Source organism: Micromonospora sp. NPDC047756, from assembly GCF_055587245.1.
Genome location: NZ_JBVJGQ010000008.1, coordinates 191,932 through 214,494, shown reverse-complemented (window position 1 = coordinate 214,494; position 22,563 = coordinate 191,932). Strand labels below are relative to the sequence as shown.

General features: G+C 72.1%; 19 protein-coding genes. 12 read left to right on the top strand and 7 right to left on the bottom strand.

The genetic code is table 11. The features are described from left to right. The first annotated feature begins 53 nt into the window (after positions 1-53). Positions 54-635 carry a TetR/AcrR family transcriptional regulator gene (locus ACZ6NZ_RS26630; protein ID WP_366613268.1) on the top strand — a complete coding sequence of 194 codons (582 nt, stop codon included), beginning with the start codon at positions 54-56 and terminating at the stop codon, positions 633-635. 82 nt (positions 636-717) lie between these two features. Here ACZ6NZ_RS26630 and ACZ6NZ_RS26625 read toward each other — a convergent pair whose 3' ends face one another. Then, the gene (locus ACZ6NZ_RS26625) at positions 718-2,088 is read right to left on the bottom strand and encodes a pentapeptide repeat-containing protein (RefSeq protein ID WP_465860787.1); all 1,371 of its coding nucleotides are present in this window, start codon (positions 2,086-2,088) and stop codon (positions 718-720) included. Between the two features lie 204 nt (positions 2,089-2,292). Here ACZ6NZ_RS26625 and ACZ6NZ_RS26620 point away from each other — a divergent pair, with 204 nt between their 5' ends. The 3 genes from ACZ6NZ_RS26620 to ACZ6NZ_RS26610 all read left to right on the top strand — a co-directional run bounded on the left by ACZ6NZ_RS26620 (position 2,293) and on the right by ACZ6NZ_RS26610 (position 5,886). Further along, a complete protein-coding gene (locus tag ACZ6NZ_RS26620; protein WP_465860786.1) occupies positions 2,293-3,075 on the top strand; it encodes an esterase/lipase family protein in 783 nt (260 codons plus the stop codon). A gap of 175 nt (positions 3,076-3,250) precedes the next feature. Continuing rightward, positions 3,251-5,455 (top strand): M48 family metalloprotease, encoded by a 2,205-nt coding sequence (locus ACZ6NZ_RS26615; RefSeq protein ID WP_465860785.1) that lies wholly within the window; start codon positions 3,251-3,253, stop codon positions 5,453-5,455. A 14-nt stretch (positions 5,456-5,469) separates the two neighbouring features. Continuing rightward, positions 5,470-5,886, top strand: a complete 417-nt coding sequence (locus ACZ6NZ_RS26610) for an effector-associated constant component EACC1 (protein WP_465860784.1) — start codon at positions 5,470-5,472, stop codon at positions 5,884-5,886. Between the two features lie 91 nt (positions 5,887-5,977). On the opposite strand, the gene ACZ6NZ_RS26605 is transcribed toward ACZ6NZ_RS26610, so the two are convergent. After that, entirely contained in the window at positions 5,978-6,850 is an 873-nt protein-coding gene (locus tag ACZ6NZ_RS26605; RefSeq protein WP_465860783.1) for an aldo/keto reductase, read from the bottom strand. A gap of 242 nt (positions 6,851-7,092) precedes the next feature. Here ACZ6NZ_RS26605 and ACZ6NZ_RS26600 point away from each other — a divergent pair, with 242 nt between their 5' ends. From ACZ6NZ_RS26600 to ACZ6NZ_RS26585, 4 genes are all read left to right on the top strand, one after another. Continuing rightward, positions 7,093-7,455 carry a YciI family protein gene (locus ACZ6NZ_RS26600; protein WP_357235410.1) on the top strand — a complete coding sequence of 121 codons (363 nt, stop codon included), beginning with the start codon at positions 7,093-7,095 and terminating at the stop codon, positions 7,453-7,455. Between the two features lie 132 nt (positions 7,456-7,587). Continuing rightward, a complete protein-coding gene (locus ACZ6NZ_RS26595) occupies positions 7,588-8,970 on the top strand; it encodes an FAD-binding oxidoreductase (protein WP_465860782.1) in 1,383 nt (460 codons plus the stop codon). Positions 8,971-9,240: 270 nt separating this feature from the next. Then, positions 9,241-10,689, top strand: a complete 1,449-nt coding sequence (gene pyk, locus ACZ6NZ_RS26590; protein ID WP_366613246.1) for a pyruvate kinase — start codon at positions 9,241-9,243, stop codon at positions 10,687-10,689. Beyond that, the gene (locus tag ACZ6NZ_RS26585; RefSeq protein ID WP_366613244.1) at positions 10,686-11,570 is read left to right on the top strand and encodes an acyl-CoA thioesterase; all 885 of its coding nucleotides are present in this window, start codon (positions 10,686-10,688) and stop codon (positions 11,568-11,570) included. Before pyk ends, ACZ6NZ_RS26585 begins: the two co-directional genes overlap by 4 nt. Before the next feature lie 184 nt (positions 11,571-11,754). Here ACZ6NZ_RS26585 and ACZ6NZ_RS26580 read toward each other — a convergent pair whose 3' ends face one another. Continuing rightward, entirely contained in the window at positions 11,755-12,423 is a 669-nt protein-coding gene (locus ACZ6NZ_RS26580; RefSeq protein ID WP_465860781.1) for a YceI family protein, read from the bottom strand. Positions 12,424-12,702: 279 nt separating this feature from the next. Here ACZ6NZ_RS26580 and ACZ6NZ_RS26575 point away from each other — a divergent pair, with 279 nt between their 5' ends. Then, complete coding sequence (locus tag ACZ6NZ_RS26575) at positions 12,703-13,167, top strand: RrF2 family transcriptional regulator (RefSeq protein WP_366613240.1); 465 nt, start codon at positions 12,703-12,705, stop codon at positions 13,165-13,167. A gap of 209 nt (positions 13,168-13,376) precedes the next feature. After that, positions 13,377-14,381, top strand: a complete 1,005-nt coding sequence (locus ACZ6NZ_RS26570) for a sulfite exporter TauE/SafE family protein (RefSeq protein WP_465860905.1) — start codon at positions 13,377-13,379, stop codon at positions 14,379-14,381. A gap of 443 nt (positions 14,382-14,824) precedes the next feature. Here ACZ6NZ_RS26570 and ACZ6NZ_RS26565 read toward each other — a convergent pair whose 3' ends face one another. Then, a complete protein-coding gene (locus tag ACZ6NZ_RS26565) occupies positions 14,825-16,249 on the bottom strand; it encodes a pyridoxal-dependent decarboxylase (protein ID WP_465860780.1) in 1,425 nt (474 codons plus the stop codon). A 307-nt stretch (positions 16,250-16,556) separates the two neighbouring features. Here ACZ6NZ_RS26565 and ACZ6NZ_RS26560 point away from each other — a divergent pair, with 307 nt between their 5' ends. Continuing rightward, a complete protein-coding gene (locus ACZ6NZ_RS26560) occupies positions 16,557-18,818 on the top strand; it encodes a rhamnogalacturonan lyase family protein (protein ID WP_465860779.1) in 2,262 nt (753 codons plus the stop codon). A gap of 200 nt (positions 18,819-19,018) precedes the next feature. On the opposite strand, the gene ACZ6NZ_RS26555 is transcribed toward ACZ6NZ_RS26560, so the two are convergent. Further along, positions 19,019-20,029: an LLM class flavin-dependent oxidoreductase gene (locus tag ACZ6NZ_RS26555; protein ID WP_366613234.1), complete on the bottom strand. Its 1,011-nt coding sequence runs from the start codon at positions 20,027-20,029 to the stop codon at positions 19,019-19,021. Positions 20,030-20,101: 72 nt separating this feature from the next. After that, positions 20,102-20,581, bottom strand: coding sequence for an Lrp/AsnC family transcriptional regulator (locus ACZ6NZ_RS26550; protein ID WP_465860778.1), 480 nt, complete (start codon positions 20,579-20,581; stop codon positions 20,102-20,104). Positions 20,582-20,692: 111 nt separating this feature from the next. On the opposite strand from ACZ6NZ_RS26550, the gene ACZ6NZ_RS26545 reads away from it, so the two are divergent. Continuing rightward, the gene (locus ACZ6NZ_RS26545) at positions 20,693-21,844 is read left to right on the top strand and encodes a trans-sulfuration enzyme family protein (protein ID WP_465860904.1); all 1,152 of its coding nucleotides are present in this window, start codon (positions 20,693-20,695) and stop codon (positions 21,842-21,844) included. Here ACZ6NZ_RS26545 and ACZ6NZ_RS26540 read toward each other — a convergent pair whose 3' ends face one another. Beyond that, positions 21,845-22,513, bottom strand: a complete 669-nt coding sequence (locus ACZ6NZ_RS26540) for an NAD-dependent epimerase/dehydratase family protein (RefSeq protein WP_465860777.1) — start codon at positions 22,511-22,513, stop codon at positions 21,845-21,847. Positions 22,514-22,563 lie beyond the last annotated feature (50 nt).

The following is a 22,563-nucleotide window of genomic DNA, read 5'->3' as shown; positions in this document are numbered from 1 at the left end:
TAAGCTAGCGGAGGGCATCCTCCGGATGCAAATAGAGTGAGGTGACGCACGTCATGACCAGCCCGGGGCAGGCGCCCGAGGTCTTCGCCCAGCGGCCCAAGCGGGCCGACGCGCGGCGTAACTACGACGCCCTGATCGCGGCTGCGCGCGAGGCGTTCGCCGAGAACGGCGCCGCCGCCTCCCTGGAGGACGTGGCCCGCCGGGCCGGCGTGGGCATCGGCACGCTCTACCGCAACTTCCCGACCCGCCGGCACCTGTTCGAGGCCGTCTACGTCGAGGAGGTCCGGGCGCTGTGCCACTCCGCCGAGGGTCTGGCCGAGCTGCCACCCTGGGACGCGCTGGTCGCCTGGCTGCACCGCTTCGTCGCGTACGTCGCCACCAAGCGGGCGCTCGCCGAGCAACTGCTGCACGACTCCGAAATCTTCACCAGCTGCCGGGCGGAGATCTTCTCCGCCGGTGAGCCGCTGATGCGTCGCGCCCAGGTCGCCGGTGTGGTCCGTGACGACATCGGCTTCGACGACGTGGTGCGGCTGATCAGTGGTCTCACCATGGCCCAGTTCCCGTCACCGGAGCAGCGTGACCGGGTCCTCGGCGTGGCCCTGGACGGCCTGCGCCCGCCCGCCACACCGCGCTGAGTCCCCGCCTGAGCGCGCCGCGTTGACGCCCCGCCTGAGCGCGCCGCGTTGACGCCCCGCCCGAGCCCGCCGCGCTGGCCGCTCAGCCCGCCGATCGGCGGTCGACCAGCAGCAGCCACTCGTCGTCGAGGCGTTCCACTGTCGTGCCCGCCGGCCAGCGGTGACCACTGTCGGCCACCGCCCGGGCCTGCTCGACCTGCGGTGGCCGGCTGAACTCGGTGTCGCGGAAGCTGGCCATGCTGTGGAACCGGGCCCGGCCGAAGTTCGCGGCGTCGAGGAAACGGGCCCGGTCGAACAGCGCCTCCGCGCCGAACACCGTCCAGCGGAACAGCGCCATGTTCGTGAAACGGGCCGAGTGGAAGCCGGCTGAACGGCCGAATTCGGTGTGCTCCATCGACAGGGAGCCGTCGAAGACTGCCTCCCGGAACGAGGTGACGTCCTCGAAGCGGGTGGCGTCGAAGCTGGTCGGCTGACCGAAGGTCACCCGGCGGAACGAGGTCGGGCCGGCGAAGCCGGCTCGCCGGCAGGACAGACCGCCGGTGAAGGCGGCACCGTCGAAGCTGGCCTCGCCGCCGACGCGAACGCCGTCGAGCATCACCTCGCCGTCGGCCGCGAGCCCCTCGAAGGCCACGTCACCGAAGGTCGCCGCCCCGAGCAGGAGCCGCCCCCGCGTCGTCGCGCCCACGAAAGTGGTCGTGCCAGCGAACACCGCCTCGGTGAAGTTCGCGTCGACGAGCGTGCAGCCGGCGGCGTCGAAGTCGACAAGCGCGGCGCCGGCCAGGTCGAGCCTCAGCTCCGGCCAGTGGGCCGCGTCGTCCGCGCGCAGGTGCCGGGTCAGCACGCGCTGCGCGCTGCGCCGGACCTCTGTCTCGCGCGGCTCGCCGTCCGGCGCCGGCATCCGCAGGTACGCGCAGAGCACCGCCGCGATGGTCGGGCGCTGCCCCGGGTTGTCCTGACCGAGGCGCTCCAGCGCGTGTAGGCCGCCGAGGCGTACCGCCGCGCTGTCGTTGCCGAGCAGCTCGACCGCCCGGGTGTATAGCTCGGTCAGTCGACGCTCCGCCGCGTCGTGCTCGGCGGCCCCGGACTGCCGATCCTGGTGGCGCTGGGCGGCCTCGGCCACCGCTTCGGCGTGCGCCTGCACCCGGTCGCGGTGCGCCTGGTCGCGGGCGGCGACGCTCTCCTGGTGCCGTTGCGCGCGTTCGGCGATCCACTGACGTCGGGCGGCCAGCAGCAGCGCGAGCCCTCCGCCGGTGCCGGCGACGACGGTCAGGCCGGTGCGGATCGCGTCGATGCGCAGCGTGGCGCGGGTGTCCGGTTGGTTGGCCCGGTCGGCCTCGGTGAGCAGCAGGTCCAGGACCAGCCAGCCCAGGGCGATGGCGGCCAGCAGGCCGACCAGGACCAGCCACCACGGCATCACCCGCAGCTCGCGCTCGGTGGGTTCGTCGACAGCCACGGCCACAGCATGCCAGCGACCACCGATGTCCGATATGGAGCGCGGCGGTATGACCGTTTACGCCCCCGCCGGAACAACGGGTTACCGGCGCGTAACAAGTCATTGACGTTTCTAAATTGTTGCGGGCATGATCGTCGCACGGTCGACCGGACACCCCCACCCACCTGCCCGGTTCGCCGGGTGCCTCCCCCCGGAGGTGCAGCCATGCTGCTCCGAAAGACCGCCCTCGTCCTGGCCCTCGCCGGCGCCGCGCTGCTGGCGTCCACCGCCACGGCGACCGCCGCCCCCGCCTCCACGACCGCCACCGCCACGCCCTTCGCCGCCGCGGCGGCCAACCCCGTGATCGTGGTCGGCGGGCTCAGCGGCGTCGCCGTCGCGTACGAGCCGATCGCCGCCCGGCTGCGCGCCGACGGCTACCGCACCTTCATCTACCAACTACCCGGGCTGGGCCTCGGTGACATCCCCACCTCGGCGCGCGCGTTCGCCGGCTACGTCGACCAGGTACGCGCCACCACCGGCGCGGCGAGCGTGGACGTCGTCGCCCACTCCGAAGGGGGCCTGGTCAGCAGGTACTACCTCAAACGCCTCGGCGGCACCGCCACCGTCGGTCGCTACGTCAGCCTGGGCACACCCCAGTACGGCACGTACGTCGCCAACATCGTGGCGTTCCTGGGCCTGGGCAGCTGCGCCGGCGTCGTGGCCTGCCAACAGATGACAATCGGCTCGGCGTTCCTCGCCGACCTCAACGCCGGCGACGACACCCCGGGCGCGGTGCGCTACACCACCATCCGCACCCTGCAGGACGAGCTGGTCCGCCCGACCGGAAACGCCGCCGTCAACGACGGCGCGACGAACGTGCTGATCCAGTCGTACTGCCCACTGCGGGTGGTGGGGCACCTCGGCCTGGTGCTCGACGGCACGGCGTACACCATCGTGCGCGGCGCTCTGGTCGACGGCCCGGTGCGACCCAACTGCCTCGCGCTCTGACCCGCCGCGGTGCGGCGGTCCCGCAGGGGACCGCCGCACCCCCACCCGTCACGCCGAGTGTCGGGTGCGCGACGATCCCCCGAAACGGTGTGGCAGACATCGGACGCCCTCGATAACCTGCTCCGGCTGTCCATTCCCGACAGTGGACGACGCCCGCCGAGAAGGAGCAGCGCTCATGACCGAGCCGCCCACAGTGCCGCCGGAGAACACCCCGCCGACCGTGCCGCAGCTCGACGTCCGGGCCGCCCAACCGCCGTCGGCCGACACCCCACCACCCACCGGCGGGTTCGCCGACCGTCCACCCGGCTACCCGAGCGCGCTGGTCTGGCTGCGCGCCGGGATCCTGCGGGACTGGCGCGGCGTGCTCGGCGCGTTCCTCGCCACCTGGTTCTACCTGCCGGTCGCGCTGCTCCTGGCGGTCTGGGGTGGTCTCACGTTCGGCGTCGTCGGGCTCTTCGCCGTCGGGACCGGCGCCGACGACCAGGTGCCCCAGGTGCTGCGCGACGCCCCGCTCGTCGGCCCCCTGGTCGAGGCGTTCCTGACCCGCTCCGGCGGGTTGCTCGGCGGCGTCGCCGGCTTCGCCATCGGCTTCCTGGTCGGCTTTCTCGCCGTGCTGGCCTTGCCCTGGATGGGCGTCGCCGACGAGCCGTTCGCGCTGCTCACCGGCCTGATCGGCACCGTGGTCGCAGCGGCGCTGATCGGAGTCCTCTACACGCTCTACCGGGTGCTGCTCGAACCTCGCCTGCTGGTCGTCTCGGGGGCGCGCCAGCCCAGCCGCCGCGAGTACGCGCGGCTGCGCCCGGTGCTCGACGACTGCGCCCGACGGCTCGGCCTGCCCAGCGTGCCCCGGCTGCTCATGGAGGACGACCCGGTCCTGAGCAACGCCCGCACGTACGCCCGGCACGTGGTGGTCACCACCGCTGTGCTGGCCGAACCGGACGACGAGGTGGCCGCGCTGCTCAGCCACGAGCTGGTGCACTGGCGCACCGGGGACGAGATCACCAGCGCCTTCGTCCGCGGTGTCGGCCTGCCTCTGACCCTCGCGCACGCCCTGCCGACCTGGCTGATGCGGACGTTCCCCCATCCGGGCACCAACTTCGTGGTCTTCGTGTTCTTCTGGCCGGTGCTGCTCACCATGCGGTACGTGGTGCTGCCGCTGCACGCCCGCGACGTGCGCGCGGCCGAGTACCGGGCCGACCTCGGCGCCGTGCTCACCGGGCACGTCGACGGGCTGCGGCGCATCCTGGAGCGGCGGCTGTCCTTCGAGACCGGCCGCAGCGGCTGGGACGAGGCGGTCTGCGCCACCCACCCGCCGCACGAGCTGCGGCTCGACGCGTTGGAGCGGGCCTCGGTGTCCGGTGTGCCCGCCGGGGCGACCGGGCCCGTCACCGTCGAGCGGCTGTTCAACGACTCCGGCCCGGTCGGCACCCGCCGCACGTGGCTGCTGGTCGGCGCCCTCGCCCTGGTCGCCTGCCTCGGCACCAGCGGCCTCGGCGTGGTGCAGTGGGCGTTCTTCCGCCCCCAGGCGGCGATCGACGGCTACTTCTCCGCGCTCGCCGACCGGGACAGCGAGGCCGCCCTCGGTCACCTGACCGACCAGGGCGACGGCACCGACCGTGACCTTCTCGCCAAACTGCTGCGCGGCAAGGGCTACCAACCACCGACCGACGTCGAGATCAGCTCGTTGGAGCGCGACGGCGACACCGCCACCGCCGCCGTGGCGTACCGGGTGGGTGACGCGCGCCAGAGCGGCACCCTCACCCTGCGCCGCGAGGACGAGACCACCGCCGGCCTCTTCCACGGCTGGCGGTTGAGCGGTGGGCCGACCGCGCTCAACGCCTCGATCGCCGAGCCCGGGGTGCGGCTCAACGGGGTGGAGTTGCCGGTCGCCACCGAGGGCGCTCCGCTGGTGCTGCTGCCCGGCGGCTACACCGCGACCGGTCCGTCCAGCGCGCTCAGCGAGACGCCGGGCGCGATGGTGCTGGTGGGCGCGGGGCAGAGCGCCGCCACCCTGCAACTGACGCCGGTGCTCAAGCCGGCGGCGATCGACGCGGTCGAGGCCCGGGTACGCGCCTGGTTGGACGAGTGCGCGAAGCAGACCGTCGCCGCCCCGCCCGGCTGCCCGTTCCGCTACTACGGCGGCACCGCGCAGAAGGTCACCTGGAAGATCCTGGAGTACCCGGAGATCGCCGTCGAGTTGACCAGCCAGAGCACGGCCCGGGTGTCCACCCCGGTGGAGACCCAGGGCAGGGTGCAGGTCAGTGGCACCACCACGTACTTCGGCAGCAGCTCACCGTTCACCGACGACAACGCGCTGACCGTCACGGGCGTCGCGACCGCCGACGGGGACGCCGTCACCTTCCGACCCTCCACCAACTGACCGGGAGCCAGACCGTGACCGACAGCGACGCCGCAGCCCGGCTGCCCGTCCGGCTGATCATCAACCCCCGGCAGCGGCAGTCTCCCTCGGTCGATCTGCTGACCTGGATCCACCGCCGCCCCGAGTACCGACCGGTGGTGCGCACGGCCGGCGGCGGCGGGGGCCGGCCAGGCTTCAGCGACGCGGTGATCATCGCGGTGCTGGCCCAGGGGCTGCTTCCGGGGCTGTTCAACCTGTTGCAGTCCTGGGTCGACCAGCAGCGCACCGAGGCCAGCATCCGGATCCAGGCGGGGGACACCGAAGTGGAGTTGCAGGTGAGCGGGCGCACCGACTCGGCGCGGCTGCTGGCCCAGGCGACGGAGGCGCTCCGCGCCGCCCGGGAGCCCGGGTCAGAGCCCGGCTCGGAGCCCGGCTCGGACGCCACCGGCTGAACCGACGCCGCCCGGACGCCCCGGGCTGCCCGCGGCACCGTCGCACGGTCCGGACGCCGCCGGCTGACCCGGCGGCGTCCGTACCGGTTGGTCAGCTCGCCTTGGCGAGCGCCTCGAACTCGTCGTCGGTGAGCCGCACGTCGGCCGCGGCCACGTTCTCCTCCAGGTGCGCCACCGAGGACGTGCCGGGGATCGGCAGCATCACCGGGGAGCGGCGCAGCAGCCAGGCCAGCGCGAGCTGCGCGGGCGACGCGCCGTGCGCGTTGGAGATGGCGTCCAGTGGGCCGCCCGGGCGGGCCAGCTCACCGGTCGCGATCGGGAACCACGGGATGAACGCGAGGTCGTTGCGCTCGCAGTACTCCAGCACGTCCTCGGCGCTGCGGTTGGCGAGGTTGTACAGGTTCTGCACCGATGCGATCGTGGTGATCGCCCGGGACTCCTCGATCTGCGCGACGCTGACCTCGGACAGCCCGATGTGCTGGATCTTGCCTTCCTCCCGCAGCAGCGCCAGCTCACCGAGCTGATCGGCGAGCGGCACCAACGGGTCGATCCGGTGCAACTGGTACAGCGGGATGCTGTCCAGGCCCAGGTGCCGCAGGCTCAGCTCGCACTGCTGGCGCAGGTACTCCGGGCGGCCCAGCGCACGCCAGTCGCCGGGGCCGGAGCGGCTCAACCCGGCCTTGGTCGCGATGACCAGGTCATCGGCGTACGGGTGCAGGGCCTCCCGGATCAGCAGCTCCGACACGAACGGTCCGTACGAGTCGGCCGTGTCGATGAACGTCACGCCCAGCTCGACCGCACGGCGCAGCACGCGTACCGCCTCGGCCGGGTCCTTCGGGTCACCCCAGACACCCGGGCCGGTGATCTGCATGGCCCCGTAGCCGAGCCGGTTGACTGTGACCTCGCCGCCGATCCGGTACGTGCCGGACGCCTTCGCGGGCTGCTCACTGATGTTTGTCGCCATTGCCCGATCCCCAATCGTCTCGTCGTGGCGGGCGTGGACAGCGCGGGCGTGAAGGGCCCACCCGCCACCGAGGGATCATCCCCCGGAACCCCGCCGCCATGCCGCCGGTCGGCCGAGTGTGGGCGCTGACACGCCGTCAGCGCGCCGAAGCGAGTTGCCGCGAAGCGCCCGGTACGACCGGGTTGTCCGTGCGACGCTGGCCGGAGCCGGTGCGTTCCGGCGCGACGGCGGAGGGAGCACCCATGGGAGTGCCGCAGGTCAACTTCGCGCTCGACACGTACGAGTGCATCGTGATCTATCCCGGCGCGGCCGGGCGGGCCCTGCCCGCGGAGACCGTGCAGCGGTTGCAGGCGGAGCACGCCGAACACATGCAGGCGTTGCAGCGACGCGGCATCGTCCTGGTCGCCGGCTCGGTGGACGGGCCGGCGCGCGAGCCGGATCCGCCGATCGGCTTCGGGCTGGCCCGCACCGGCAGCGTCGAGGACGTCCGCAGCGTGCTGGAGGCCGACCCGGCGGTGCAGGCCGGGCTCTACCGGGTGGAGGTGCTGACCTTCCTCTGCCCGGCCGGGTCCCTGGAGTTCCCGCTGGTCAAGGCGGACAGCTGAGCCGCCGGTCCATCGGTGGCTGTCGTGATGGCGACGGCGCTCGACCGCCTGCCGGTGTTACCGTCGCGCCCAGCGCGGGCCGCCGCCGGGGCGTACCCGGTGTCGTGGGTCGGCCCCGGTCGAGGAGTCGCCATGGTCTCCGCCGCCACCCCCGATGTCGCGTCCGCCACCGCCCGGCTGCGTGCCCTGCTCGGCGACCGGTTGCACGAGCCGGGCGATCCCGGTTACGCCGCCGCCACCCGGCTCTGGAACGGCGCGGCGACCCGGACACCCGCACTCGCCGCCGCAGTTCAGGACGCCGACGAGGTGGCCGAGGTGGTCCGCGTCGCCACCCGGTGCCACCTGCCCCTCTCGGTCCGCTCCGGCGGGCACGACTGGGCCGGCCGGGCGTTGCGCGACGGCGCTCTGGCGCTCGATCTGACCGGCCTGCGCGCCGTCCGGGTCGACCCGGCCGCGGCCACGGTGACCGTCGGCGGCGGTGTCACGGCCGCCGAACTGCTGGCCGCCACCCGCGAGTACGACCTGGTGGTCCCCACCGGCGTGGTCGACGCCGTGGGGATGGCCGGGCTCACCCTCGCCGGCGGGTACGGCCCACTCTGCGGCCGGTTCGGTCTGGCCCTGGACAGCCTGCTCGGCGCGGAGGTGGTTCTCGCCGACGGCCGCCGGGTCACCGCCGACGCCCGGCACGACGCCGAGCTGTACTGGGCGCTGCGCGGCGGCGGTGGCAACCTCGGCATCGTCACCGAGCTGCGTTTCCGCGCGCACCGGCTGCCCGCCGTGCTGGCCGGCATGATCATGTTCGCGCTCTCCGAGGCGCCGGCCGTGCTGCGCGGCTACGGCGCGCTCGTCGCCGAGGCCCCGGACGAGCTGACCGTGATGGCCGGTTTCCTGCCCGGCCCGGCCGGTGAGCCGGTGATCTTCGTCTGCCCGTTCTACAGCGGCCCCGACCTGGACGCCGCGGCGCCGTGGATGGATCGGCTGCGCGCGCTGGGCACCCCGCTGGTCGACCAGATCAACCCCATGCCGTACGCCGACGCGCTGCGGATGTTCGACGGTGGGATGGTCGACGGCAACCACTACCTGCTGCGGACCCGGTGGTTGCCCGCGCTCACCGACGGCGCGGTGGACACCCTCGTCGACGCGGCCCGGCAGGTCTCCTCGCCGTTCTCCGCGCTGGCCGTGCACCACTTCCACGGCGCGGCCACCCGAGTCCGACCCGCTGACACGGCGTTCGGGCTGCGCACCGATCACCTGATGGCCGAGATCATCGCGGTGTGGGCGCCCGGCGATGACGCCGGTCCGCACCGCGAGTGGGCCGAGCGGACCTCCGCGGCGCTCGCCCCGCACGCCCTGCCCGGCGGTTACCCCAACCTGCTGGCCCCGGAGGAGACCGACCGGGTCCGGCTCGCCTACGGCGCAAACTGGGCGCGGCTGCGCCGGGCCAAGCGCCGCTACGACCCCCGCCACCTGCTGCACGCGGTGCCCACCCTGCCACCCCTGGAGCACCCCGAATGAGCCGCCGCCCGGGGTATCCCGGTGTGCCCGGAGGAAGCCGCCGCCCGCCGCCCCCGGGGCACCCGGAATGAGCCGCCGCCGGGAGCACCCCGACAGCGCACGCCGACACAGGCGTACGATTCCCGGCGCGCGGTCGCTGATGCCCGTCGCCACAACGTTCCCGGTGCGGTTCTGCCCGCCGGCCCGACGCGCACCGCGCGTCGTTGGACACCTGTCCCACTGCCTGCAAGGGGTCGGCCCCGAGTCCGACCTGAAGGAGAGACTAGCCTGATGGGCGTGACACGCCGCGCGAAGATCGTCTGCACTCTTGGCCCCGCCACCTCGTCCCCGGAGCGCATCCGGGGTCTCGTCGAGGCCGGCATGAACGTGGCGAGGCTCAACTTCAGCCACGGCAGCCACGCCGACCACGAGGCGGTATACCGACTGGTTCGGGAGGCTTCGGAGGCAACGGGCAAGCCGGTCGCCGTCCTCGCCGACCTGCAGGGCCCCAAGATCCGGCTGGGTCGGTTCGCCGACGGCCCCCACGAGTGGCGCACCGGTGACACCGTCGTCATCACCGGCGACGACGTCCTCGGCACCAAGGAGCGGGTCTCCTGCACCTACACCAAGCTGCCGCAGGAGGTGAAGCCCGGTGACCGGCTGCTGATCGACGACGGTCGGGTCGCCGTCGAGGTCACCGACGTCACCGGCAACGACATCCGCTGCCTCGTCACCGAGGGCGGCCCGGTCTCCAACAACAAGGGCGTGTCGCTGCCCAACGTGGCGGTCAGCGTGCCCGCCATGTCGGACAAGGACGCCGAGGACCTGCGCTTCTCCCTGGGTCTCGGCGTCGACCTGGTGGCGCTCTCCTTCGTCCGCTCGGCCGAGGACATCAAGCTCGTGCACGGGATCATGGCCGAGGAGGGCGTGTTCCGGCCGGTGCTCGCCAAGGTCGAGAAGCCGGAGGCGGTCGAGCACCTGGAGGCCATCGTGCTGGCCTTCGACGGCGTCATGGTCGCCCGTGGTGACCTCGGTGTCGAGATGCCGCTGGACGAGGTCCCGCTGGTGCAGAAGCGCGCCGTGCAGCTGTGCCGGGAGAACGCCAAGCCCGTCATCGTGGCCACCCAGATGCTCGACTCCATGATCGAGAACTCCCGCCCCACCCGCGCGGAGGCCTCCGACGTCGCCAACGCGGTGCTCGACGGCGCGGACGCGGTCATGCTCTCCGGCGAGACCAGCGTCGGCAAGTATCCGGTGCTCACCGTCAGCACCATGGCCAAGATCGTGACGACCACCGAAGCCGGTTCCATCGGGGTGCCGCGCCTGCAGCACGACCCGCGTACCCACGGTGGCGCCCTCACGGTGGCCGCCTCGTCGATCGCCCGCGCCATCAACGCCAAGGCGCTCGTCGCGTTCTCGCAGACCGGCGACACCGTGCGACGGCTGTCCCGCCTGCACTGCGACCTGCCGCTGCTGGCCTTCACGCCGGTCCCCGAGGTGCGCGACCAGCTCGCCCTCACCTGGGGCGTGGAGACGTTCCTGATGCCGTTCGTGCAGCACACCGACGACATGTTCCGCCAGGTCGACCAGGCGCTGCTCGGCCTCGATCGGGCCAACCCCGGTGACTACGTGGTGATCGTCGCGGGTAGCCCGCCCGGCACCCCCGGTTCGACCAACACGCTGCGCGTACACCAGCTCGGTTCGCTGGTCGACGCCGCGTCGGCGCGGGCCCTGCAGTGAGCGACGGTCGGGTCGCGGTCGGCCAGGCGGCGGTTGACCAGCTGCTGGAAGTGCTCGATCTCGACCCGACCGGCGAGATGACCTTCCGGGGGATGAGCCCCCAGGTCGGCCCACAACGGGTGTACGGCGGCCAGGTCGCCGGTCAGGCACTGGTCGCCGCCGGCCGCACCGTCGACCCGGAACGGTTCGTGCACTCGCTGCACGGCTACTTCGTCCGCCCCGGCGACCCGGTCGAACCGATCGCGTACGAGGTGGAGAACATCCGCGACGGTCGGTCCTTCTCGGTCCGCCGCGCGGTGGCCCTCCAGCACGGCAAGCCGATCTTCTTCATGTCGGCGTCGTTCCAGCGGGCCGAGGAGGGCTTGGACCACCAGGCCCCGGCCCCGCTGGACGTACCCCCGCCGCAGGACGTGCCGACGATGGCCGACCGGCTCTCCCGCTACCCGGAGCGGCTGGGCATCTGGGGCCAGATCCCACGACCGATCGACGTGCGCTACGTGGGTGAGCCCGGCTGGGTCCGCCCCGGCGACCGGCCCGCCGACCCGCACCAGCGCGTCTGGATGCGCATCGACGGCAAACTGCCCGACGACCCCCTGCTGCACGCCTGCGCGCTCACCTACGCCTCGGACCTCACCCTGCTGGACTCGGTGCTCTCCGCCCACGGCGAGGTGTGGGGGCCGGGCGGTTTGGTCGGCGCGAGCCTGGACCACGCGCTGTGGTTCCACCGGCCGTTCCGGGCCGACGAGTGGTTCCTCTACGACTGCCTGAGCCCGTCGGCGTCCGGGGCGCGCGGGCTGGCCACCGGCCGGATGTTCACCACGGACGGCCGGCAGATCGCCAGCGCCGTCCAGGAGGGTCTGCTGCGCCGCGTCGGCGCCTGAGGCTGTCGCTGGGCCTGGCCCGGCGGCCTGTCGTTCGGCGGCCTGTCGCTCGCCCTGGCCGGGCGGCCTGTCGCTCGGCGTGACCCGGCAGCCCGTGGTTCGGCCTGCCCCGGTCGCCTGTCCCTCGGCCTGCCCGGCGGCCTGTCGCTCGTCCCCGCCAGGCAACTGGCGGGGATGACGTGGTTCAGGCCTGGTAGATGGCCTCGCCGGCGATCTCGATCTGCACCGTCTTGCCGACCAGCACCCCGCCGCTCTCCAGGGCGACGTTCCAGAGCAGACCGTAGTCCTCACGGTTCATCTCGGCCGCGGCGCTGAAACCGAAGATGTTCTGCCCGTACGGATCCTGACGGGCACCACCAAAATTCACCGCCAGGTCGACGGGTCGGGTGATCCCCTTCACTGTCAACTCACCGGTGAGGACGAATCGTCCGGGAATAGCGTCGGACTGCGGCGGAACAATGTGACTTCGGCCTCGCCCGCCCAACCGATGGTTGCGTAGACGCGCCCACTGGAATATGGGGTCCTCGCTGCCCTGCCACTTAATGCCCGTGCTTCGATATTCGAGGGTGGGAAATCGCTCCACGTCGAGGAAGTCGGCACTCTTCAGATGCGTGTCCCGGTCGAGGCTTCCGGTGGTGATGCTGGCCGACATGATGGTTGCCGTCACCGAGGAGAGCAGCGGATCCTCCGCCACGAAGATCTCCGCTGTGGCCTCGGCGAACTCGCCGCGCACCGGGCTGACCATCATGTGCCGGGACAGGAAACCGATCCGCTTGTGCGCCTGATCGAGAAGATAGGTGCCGGCCACCGGGATGGTCATGCCGTCCCAGGTGCGGGTGGCGATATCGGTCATCGTGTTGCCTTCCCCCCGAGCGCAGCCGGGTGTTTATCAATATGGTGCTGGCGGCCGGGTTAACGGCCAGACATTCGTACTCACGCCCAGCATAGGGACGCTCCGGCCCGGCATTTCCGCCGCCACCGCACGGTGGATCATGACGCGGGTCGCGGGTCTCGACCGGCGGCCGTCCATCGGTTCCGGACGGGCTGCGGCGGCGCTACTTCCGATCGATGCGTGGCCGATCGGCCGAGGGTCGCCCGCCCGCCCGGTCAGCCAGCGACTAACCTTGCCGACATGCGCCTCTCCGCTCGGGTCGACTATGCCCTCCGCGCGGCCGCCGAGCTCGCCGCGACGGCCAGCGGCCCCGGGCGCGGCCGGCCGGTGACGGCCGACCAGATCGCCCGCGCCCAGGAGATCCCGCCGAAGTTCCTGGAGAGCATCCTTCTCCAACTGCGCCGGGGCGGCATCGTGCACGCCCAGCGCGGCCCGGAGGGCGGCTACTGGCTGGCCCGTCCCGCCGAGGAGATCTCCCTCGCCGAGGTCATCCGGGTGATCGACGGGCCCCTCGCCCACGTACGCGGACAACGCCCCGAGCAGCTCGGCTACCACGGCCCGGCGCAGGCCCTCCAGGAAGTCTGGATCGCGCTACGGGCCAGTGAGCGGGAGATCCTGGAGCTGGTCAGCATCGCTGACGTCGCCGCCGGCACCCTGCCCGCGCGGGTCACCGAGCTGGCCGCCGACCCGCGCGCCTGGATCTGAGCGCCGGCTCGCCTCCCGGCCACACGTCGGATCCCTGCCCCGGTGTGCCGGGGTTGCCGCCGCTCGGTTGCCGGTCCTGCGTCACGGCCCGCTGACCCTGCGCACCGTCCGGTCGTGTCCCATCCACCGATCGGGGGCTTGACCCTGGCTGCTCCATCCCGCATTGTCGACCAAGTCGATAGGAGATGCCGAAAAGTCTGGGGGCGCTCGTGCGCAAGCTGTTGGTCCTCGCTCTGGTCGGGCTCGTCGCGCAACTGATCGATGGTTCGCTCGGCATGGCATACGGCTTGACCTCGTCCACTCTGCTGCTGGTCGCCGGGGTCGCCCCGGCCGCCGCCTCAGCCTCTGTACACCTGGCCGAGATCGGCACCACGCTCGCCGCCGGGGTGGCGCACTGGCGATTCGGCAACGTCGACTGGCGGGTGGTGACCCGCATCGCCCTACCCGGTGCCATCGGCGCCTTCTTCGGCGCCACCCTGCTCAGCTCCATCTCCACCGAGGCCGCGGCACCGTGGATGGCCGGCATCCTCTTCACGCTCGGCGCGTACCTCCTGATCCGCTTCGCCCGGCCACTGCGCACCGACCGGGTCGGCGGACGGCTCCGCGGTCGCTTCCTCGGCCCCCTGGGCCTGGTCGCCGGCTTCGTCGACGCGACCGGCGGCGGCGGGTGGGGCCCGGTGGCCACTCCCGCGCTGCTGGTCTCCGGCCGCATGGAACCCCGCAAGGTGATCGGCTCCGTGGACACCGCCGAGTTCGTCGTGGCCGGCGCGGCCAGCATCGGTTTCCTGATCGGGCTGGGCTCGGAGGGCTTCCTGCTCCCCACCGTCGCCGCACTGCTCGTCGGTGGCCTCATCGCCGCCCCGCTGGCCGCCTGGCTGGTGCGAATCGTGCCCGCCCAACTGCTCGGCGCGGCAGTCGGCGGCGTGATCGTACTGACCAACGCCCGCACCCTGATCCGCTCCGCCGAACTGGACGGTCCGGCCCGCCCCGCCCTGTACGCCCTGCTGGCCGCCGGCTGGCTGGCCGCCCTGGTGTTGGCCGTGCGCGCCCTGCGCCGTACCCGCCGAGCCCGCGCCGCCGCCGCTGCCGGTGTTCCCGCCGTTCCCGCCGCTGGTGTTCCCGCCGCCGTCGCTCCCGCCGAGGTCTCCGACGCTGCGTCCGTCGGCGAGGTCCCTGCTGATCTGGCCGCAACGGGTACGCCCACCCCACGCTGAACCCGCGTTGCGCCCACCCACCCGCCGATGCCGGCTCACCACGTCGTCATCGGCGCGGCCGCGTCCCCAAGGTCACGCAACATCCTGGATGTAGTGGCATCCCGGCTCGCCGTGGCCACTACATCCAGGATCGAGCGTGACCTTGGCGGCGATGGGCGCCCTGGGTCCTGGCCGGGGTCGGTCCGGCACGGTGTGCGTTGCCAAGATCCGCACCGGGAGTGGCCTTGGCGGCGGTGAGCGCCCTGGGTCCTGGCCGGGGTCGGTCGGGCACGGTGTGCGTTGCCAAGATCCGCACAACACCAGGGTTGTTGCTGCCTTCCGCGCGGCGGAGGCAGCACCATCGGTGATGTTGCGGAGATCTTGGCGCGCAATGCGGTGCTGGTGCGCGGTGCGGGGGTGGGTGCACGGCGCAGGTGCGGGGGAGGGGCTGGGGTGACGGCGGGTCAGGGGGTGAGCAGGGTGGTGGCCGTCTCGGAGAGCAGGGTCCAGGCTTCGTCGGTGTGCGCCTCGGTGGTCTGGGGTGAGCCGACCGCCAGTCGCAGCGTGTAGCGGCCGGCGACCCGGGTGTGCGTGAGGTGCACGCGTCCGGTGGCGTTCACCGAGGCCAGCAACGCCGCGTTGGTGTCGTCGTCGGCGCGCAGTCGGAAGCAGACCAGTGAGAACGGGTGCGCCGCGGCCACCTCGAACCGGTCGTCGGCGCGGACCCGCGCGGCGAACCGTTCGGCCAGCGTCACCCCGGAGCGGATGTGCGCCCGCAGCCCTTCGACGCCGTACCAGCGCAGCACGAACCACAGCTTGAGGGACCGGAACCGCCGGCCCAGCGGCACCTGCCAGTCCCGATAGTCGATCACCGCGCCGGAGTCGGAGGCCGCGTTGCGCAGGAACTCCGGCAGTACGGTCAGCGCCTCGATCAGTTCGGCGCGGTCGGCCACCCAGAACGCGTCGCAGTCGAAGCCGGTGAGCAGCCACTTGTGCGGGTCGAAGCAGTAGGAGTCGGCGTACTCCAGGCCGGCGTGGGTCCATCGCAGTTCGGGGCAGACGGCGGCGGCGCCCGCGTACGCGGCGTCCACGTGCAGCCAGATCCCGTACTCGCCGCAGATGGCACCGATCTCCGGCAGTGGGTCGACGGCGGTGGTGGAGGTGGTGCCGATGGTCGCCACCACGATGGCGGGCACGTCACCGGCGGCCAGGTCGGCTTCGATGGCGGCTCGCAGCGCGCCTGGCAGCATCGCCTGGGTGTCCGGGTCCACCTCGACCGACCGGGTTCCGTCGCTGCCCAGCCCGGCGATCCGTACCGCCTTTTCGATGGACGAGTGCCCGTGGATGGAGGTGTAGGCGCGGTAGCGCCGGTCGATCCCGGTGTGCCGCCAGCGTCCGCCGCTGGCCCGGTGCAGTGCGGCCAGGGTGGCCACGAGGGTCGCCGAGGAGGCTGAGTCCTGGATGACCCCACCGCCGGCGCCGGTGGAGCGGAACCGCTGTGGCAGGTCCATCAGGTGGGCCAGCCAGTCCATCATCACCGTTTCCAGCTCGGTGCAGGCCGGGCTGGAGGCCCAGAGCATTCCCTGTACGCCGAGGCCGGAGCTGACCAGGTCGCCGAGCACGCTCGGGCCGGAGGTGTTGCCGGGGAAGTAGCCGAAGAAGCCCGGGTGCTGCCAGTGGGTCAGCCCCGGTACGACGATCGAGTCCAGGTCGGCGAGGATCGCCTCGACCGGTTCGCCGCCGCTGGTGGGCGGCTCGGTGGGAAGGGCGGCGGCCACTGTGCCCGGTGGGTCGGCCGGGGCGACCGGTCGTTGCTCGACTGTCGCCCAGTAGTCGGCGATCCAGTCGACGACGGCGTGGCCGGCGCGACGGAACTCAGCAGGGTCCATGTGGTGAACGCTCACCCGGACGAGTTGATCAGGCATCCATCACCGAGGCAAGAGCGAGACACCACGGAGGCAGGAGCGCGACGCCACCCGAGGCAGGAGCGGAACTCGCAACCAAGCGATGTTGGTCGATGTTGCATGTCGGAAAGCGCTTGCCATACGATGCGCGGTGAGTCGGATCCGTGAGTTCCAGGGCGTTCCACCCCGATCAGATCGCCGTCCGCCGCCGTCGCGGTGAGTTGGTCCACAGTGCTTCCCGGGCAGAGCCGGTGGGTCGTGGCGATCACCACCGGATCCCCGGAGGCAGCGCATGCACCCGTCCAGACATCGGCTGATCCTGCTCGCGGCCACCACGGCGGCCACCGTCGTGGCCGGCACCCTCGGTACGGTGGTCGCCTCGGCCGCCGCCGTCGGTTGCCGGGTCGACTACCAGATCACCAATCAGTGGCAGGGCGGCTTCGGCGCCAACGTCACCGTCACCAACCTCGGCGACCCGGTCAACGGGTGGGCCGTCACCTGGTCGTACGCCGCGGGCCAGCAGGTCACCCAGGCGTGGAACACCGCCGTCACCCAGTCTGGTGCCCAGGTGAGCGCGCGCAACGTCGACCACAACGCCGCCATCGCCACGAACGGCAGCGCCTCGTTCGGCTTCAACGGTTCGTGGACGGGCAGCAACCCGGTGCCGGGCAGCTTCGCGCTCAACGGCACCACCTGCACCGGCGCCCCACCCACCGACGAGCCGACCACGCCGCCACCGACCACGCCGCCACCGACGGACCCGCCGCCGACCACCCCGCCACCCACCACGCCGCCTCCGAGCGCCGGGCGGGTCCAGATGGAGAAGCTGGACCGGGGGCTGGTCAGCGTCCGCTCCGGCAGCGGCAACCTGGTCTCCTGGCGGCTGCTCGGCACCGAGACCACCGGGGTGGCGTTCAACCTCTACCGAGGAGCCACGAAGGTCAACGCCACCCCGATCACCGGTGCCACCAACTACCTCGACAGCGGCGCGGCGGCCGGCTCGGCGTACACGGTTCGGGCCGTGCTGGACGGCGTCGAGCAGGGGGCGTCGGCACCGGCGTTGCAGTTCGGCGCGGGCTACCTGGACGTGCCGTTGCAGGTCCCGACCGGGGGCACCACCCCGAGCGGGGAGAGCTACTCGTACAGCGCCAACGACGCCTCGGTGGGTGACCTCAACGGCGACGGCAGCTACGAGATCGTGCTCAAGTGGGACCCGTCGAACGCCAAGGACAACTCCCAGTCCGGCTACACCGGCAACGTCTACGTCGACGCCTACACCCTCACCGGCACCCGGCTGTGGCGCATCGACCTGGGCCGCAACATCCGGGCCGGCGCCCATTACACCCAGTTCCAGGTGTACGACTACGACGGCGACGGCCGCGCCGAGGTGGCCATGAAGACCGCCGACGGCACCCGCTCCGGCACCGGTCAGCTCATCGGTTCGTCGTCGGCGGATTACCGCAACTCCAGCGGCTACGTGTTGTCCGGCCCGGAGTACCTGACCATGTTCAACGGGCAGACCGGCGCGATCGCCTCCACCGTCAGCTACGACCCGCCGCGCGGCACCGTGTCGTCCTGGGGCGACTCGTACGGCAACCGGGTGGACCGGTTCCTCGCCGGCACCGCGTACCTGGACGGGCAGCGGCCCTCGCTGATCATGGCTCGGGGCTACTACACGCGCGCGGTGATCGCCGCCTGGGACTTCCGTAACGGCAGCCTGACCAAGCGCTGGACGTTCGACTCGAACTCCTCCGGCAATGGCGCGGCCGCGGGTCAGGGCAACCACCAGCTCTCCGTGGCCGACGTTGACGCCGACGGTCGCCAGGAGATCGTGTACGGGGCCGCCACCATCGACGACAACGGCCGGCTGCTGCACTCGACCGGCAACGGCCACGGTGACGCCATGCACGTGGGGGATCTGGACCCGGGCCGCGCCGGCCTGGAGGTGTTCAAGGTCGACGAGGACGGCAGCAAGCCCAGCTCGTACTTCGCCGACGCTCGCACCGGTCAGGTCCTCTGGTCCACACCCGCGTCCGGCGACAACGGCCGGGGTGTCTCCGCGGACATCTGGGCGGGCAGCCCCGGCGCGGAGTCGTGGTCGTCAGCGGTCGCCGGGCTGGCCAACACCAGGGGGCAGAACGTGGGACGCAAGCCGTCCTCGGCCAACTTCCTCGCCTGGTGGGACGGCGACCCGGTGCGGGAACTACTCGACGGCACGAAGATCGACAAGTACGGCACCGGCGGCGAGACCCGGCTGCTCGACGGCAGTGGGGTGGCGTCCAACAACGGCACCAAGTCCACGCCGGCGCTCTCCGGCGACATCCTGGGCGACTGGCGCGAGGAGGTGATCTGGCGGACCACCGACAGCCGGGCGCTGCGCATCTACAGCACACCCACCCTGACCAGCACCCGGATCTACACCCTGATGCACGACCCGCAGTATCGGGTGGCGATCGCGTGGCAGAACACCGCCTACAACCAACCGCCGCACCCGGGGTTCTTCGTCGGCAACGGAATGAGCACGCCACCGACGCCAGACATTCACCTACGTTGATGAAAACCCTGGCGGTCCCGAGCGGGGTCGCCTAGGGTGGCAGGCACCGGGCCGCAGCCGCGGAATCCGCTCAGCTCCGGCCCGGTGCTCCACACCGCGGCACTCCCAACCCGTCCCGACCGGGAATGCCGTACCACCACCGGAACCAACATTAGGCACCGTCCGGGTCGGCGGGGTGACGCTGACGTGAAGATCGTGTTTCACGCGTCCCGGCGTAGACCGCCCGCCACCTGCTCGGCGATCAACTCGTACGACCGCACCCGGTCCTTCACGTCGTACACCAGCGTGGTCAGCATCAGCTCGTCCGCGCCGGTGCGCTCCACCAGCTCGGTCAGCTGCCGACGCACCGTCTCCGGCGATCCCATCGCCTGGCCGTCACGGCGCGCCAGCACGAACTCCCGCTCGATCTCCGAGTACGGGTAGGCCGCCGCCTCGTCGGGCGTGGACAGCGGCTCCGGCCGCCCGGAGCGCAGCTTCAGGAACGACAGGGCACTCGGCCCGGCCAACCACTCGGCCCGCTCGTCGGTCTCCGCGCACACCGCGTTGACGGCCACCATCGCGTACGGCTTGTCCAGCCACTGCGACGGCCGGAAGTTCTGCCGGTACAGGGCCAACGCCGGCAGGGTGTTCTGCGAGCTGAAGTGGTGCGCGAAGGAGAACGGCAGACCGAGCAGACCGGCGAGCTGGGCGCTGAAACCGCTCGAGCCCAACAGCCACACGGCCGGCTGCTCACCGTGGCCCGGCGTGGCGATGATCTGCCCCGGCTTCTCCCCGCTGAAGTAGTTCATCAGGTCCGTCAGCTCGCGCGGGAAACCCTCCGCCGACAGGCCCTCCATGGTGCGCCGCAACGCCAGCGCGGTCACCTGGTCGGTGCCCGGCGCCCGCCCGATGCCCAGGTCGATCCGACCCGGGTGCAGCGCCTCCAGGGTGCCGAACTGCTCGGCCACCACCAACGGCGCGTGGTTGGGCAGCATCACCCCACCCGAGCCCAGCCGGATCGTCGAGGTGTTGGCCGCCAGGTGCGCCAGCAGCACCGCGGGGGCGGAGCTGGCGATCGCCGGCATGTTGTGGTGCTCGGCCACCCAGAACCGGTGGTAGCCCAACTCCTCGGTGCGGCGGGCCAACTCGGTGGTGGCCTGCAGCGCCGCGCCGGCGGTGGTGCCCTTGGCGACCGGGGCAAGATCAAGAACAGACAACGGTACGGTGATCACACGGTCAGCCAACCCGCCAGCGGCCGGCTTTGTTCCACCATGCGGGTTTTCGTCGGCCACCTCACCCGCCGCTCAGCCCATCCCGCGCGCCTGCTCGAAGATCAGACTGGTCTGCGTGTGCTGCACCACCGGGTCCACCGCCAGGTGGTCCAGCACGAAGTCCCGCAACGCGTCACCGGACGCCGCCCGCACATGCAGCACGTAGTCCTCCGCGCCGGCCACGTGGAACACCGACACCACCCCCGGCAGCCGCACCGACCGGGCCCGAAACCCGTCCACCGCCGCCCGCTCGTGCGCGGTCAACCGCACCGACACCAACGCCTGCAACGGCAGACCGAGCGCCGCCGGATCCACCTCGGCGTGGAAACCACGGATCGCGCCGCGCTCGCGCAGCGCCCGGGTACGCGTCAGACACGTCGACGGCGCCACACCCACCCGCTCAGCGAGGGCGTTGTTCGGCAGTCGGCCGTCCACCGCCAGCTCGGTCAGGATCGCGCGGTCCACCTCGTCCAGGGCCGGATACGGCCGCAGATCATTCGGCTCAGGGGGCATGGTGCCATCCTCGCCCGAACCCAAAGCGGAAACCAAGCCGTTCAGCAGAATCATATGCCGAACTATTGATTGTCAGACGGCAGATATTCGACGCTACCGAGCATGACAGCGATGGACACCCGGGCCGTACACGCCGGCCGCGACGACCTGCGCACCCTCGGCGTGCACGTACCACCCATCGACCTGTCGACCACCAACCCACTGCCCTCCGTCGACGACGGCGGCGCCGCCTACGAGCAACTCGCCACCGGCGGCACCCTCCCCGCCGACGGCGGCGCCGTCTACCAACGGCTCTGGAACCCCACCGTCGCCCGCTTCGAGGGCGCCCTCGCCGAGCTGGAAGGCACCACCCAGGCCGTCGCCTTCGCCAGCGGAATGGCCGCCCTCACCGCCACCCTGCTCGCCGCCACCCGCGACGACCGCCGCCACGTCGTCGCCGTCCGACCCCTCTACGGCGGCACCGACCACGTCCTCGCCACCGGCCTGCTCGGCACCACCGTCACCTGGACGCGCCCCGACGAGGTCGCCACCGCCATCCGCCCCGACACCGCACTGGTCATCGTCGAGACACCCGCCAACCCCACCCTCGACCTGGTCGACATCGCCGCCCTCGCCGCCGCGGCCGGCGACACCCCCCTGCTGGTCGACAACACCGTCGCCACCCCCGTACTGCAACAACCCGCCCGACACGGCGCCACCCTCGTCCTGCACAGCGCCACCAAGAGCATCGGCGGACACGGCGACGTCCTCGCCGGCGTCGTCGCCTGCGACGACACCTGGGCCATGCGCCTACGCCAGGTCCGCGCGGTCACCGGCGCGATCCTGCACCCCCTCGGCGGCTACCTGCTGCACCGCGGCCTGCAAACCCTGCCGCTGCGGGTCCGCGCCCAACAGGCAACCGCCGAGAAACTCGCCGGCTGGCTCGGCAACCACCCCGCCGTACACCGGGTGCACCACCCCTCGGTGCACGACCCGGCGGCGCTGGTCGGGCGACAGATGTCCGGACCCGGCAGCCTGCTCGCCTTCGAGGTACGCGGCGGCGCGCCCACCGCCGCCGCCGCCGCCGGCGCCTGCCGGCTCATCACCCACGCGGTGTCCCTCGGCGGCGTCGACACCCTCATCCAGCACCCCGCCTCGCTCACCCACCGGCCCGTCGACGGCGACGCCAAACCCGCAGCCGGTCTGCTGCGGCTCTCGGTCGGCCTCGAAGACCCCGAAGACCTGCGCGCCGACCTCGCCCAGGCCCTCGACACGATCGCCTGATCAGCGCAGCTCGCGGTTGCCCAACACCCGAACCGGCGACCCCTGCCGAGCCACCCGCAGCATCGCCCGACCGATCCCGTCGGTCGTGGTGACCTGATTCGGCAGCAACCGACGCAGCACCGGAAACAGCGGACGGGTCACCGCGTACCCCAACCGGTACCACCGCGTCTTCGACACCGCCCCGTGGGTCGGCTGGATGAACCCCGGCCGCGCCGCGTACCCGTTCGGCAGCAACTCCATGATCGCGTTCTCGGTGCGGCCCTTGACCCGCGCCCACATCACCCGACCCCGACCCGACGAATCGGTCCCGACCCCCGAGACGTAGACAAACGTGACCCGCGGGCTCACCTCGGCCAGCAACCGGGCGGCGGCGACCGGGTAGTCGAAACTGATCCGGGTGTACGCGGCCTCATCCAGGCCCAACGACGACACACCCAGGCAGTAGAAACACGCGTCCACACCGGACAACTCGGCGCGCACGCCCGCCAACTCGCCCACGTCCGCGACAGTCAGCTCGCGCAGCTTCGGATCCGGTCGGCCCGTCGGCCGCCGGCCGACCGTCACGACCTCCCGAACGTCGTCGGCGAGCAGGCACTCCCGCAACACACCCTGACCGACCATGCCGGTCGCACCGAAGATGACCACCCGCATCAGATCCACCCCTGTCATCGGTCGCACCACAGGCTCCCACGATCGGCATGACCGCTGACGCCCGGGGA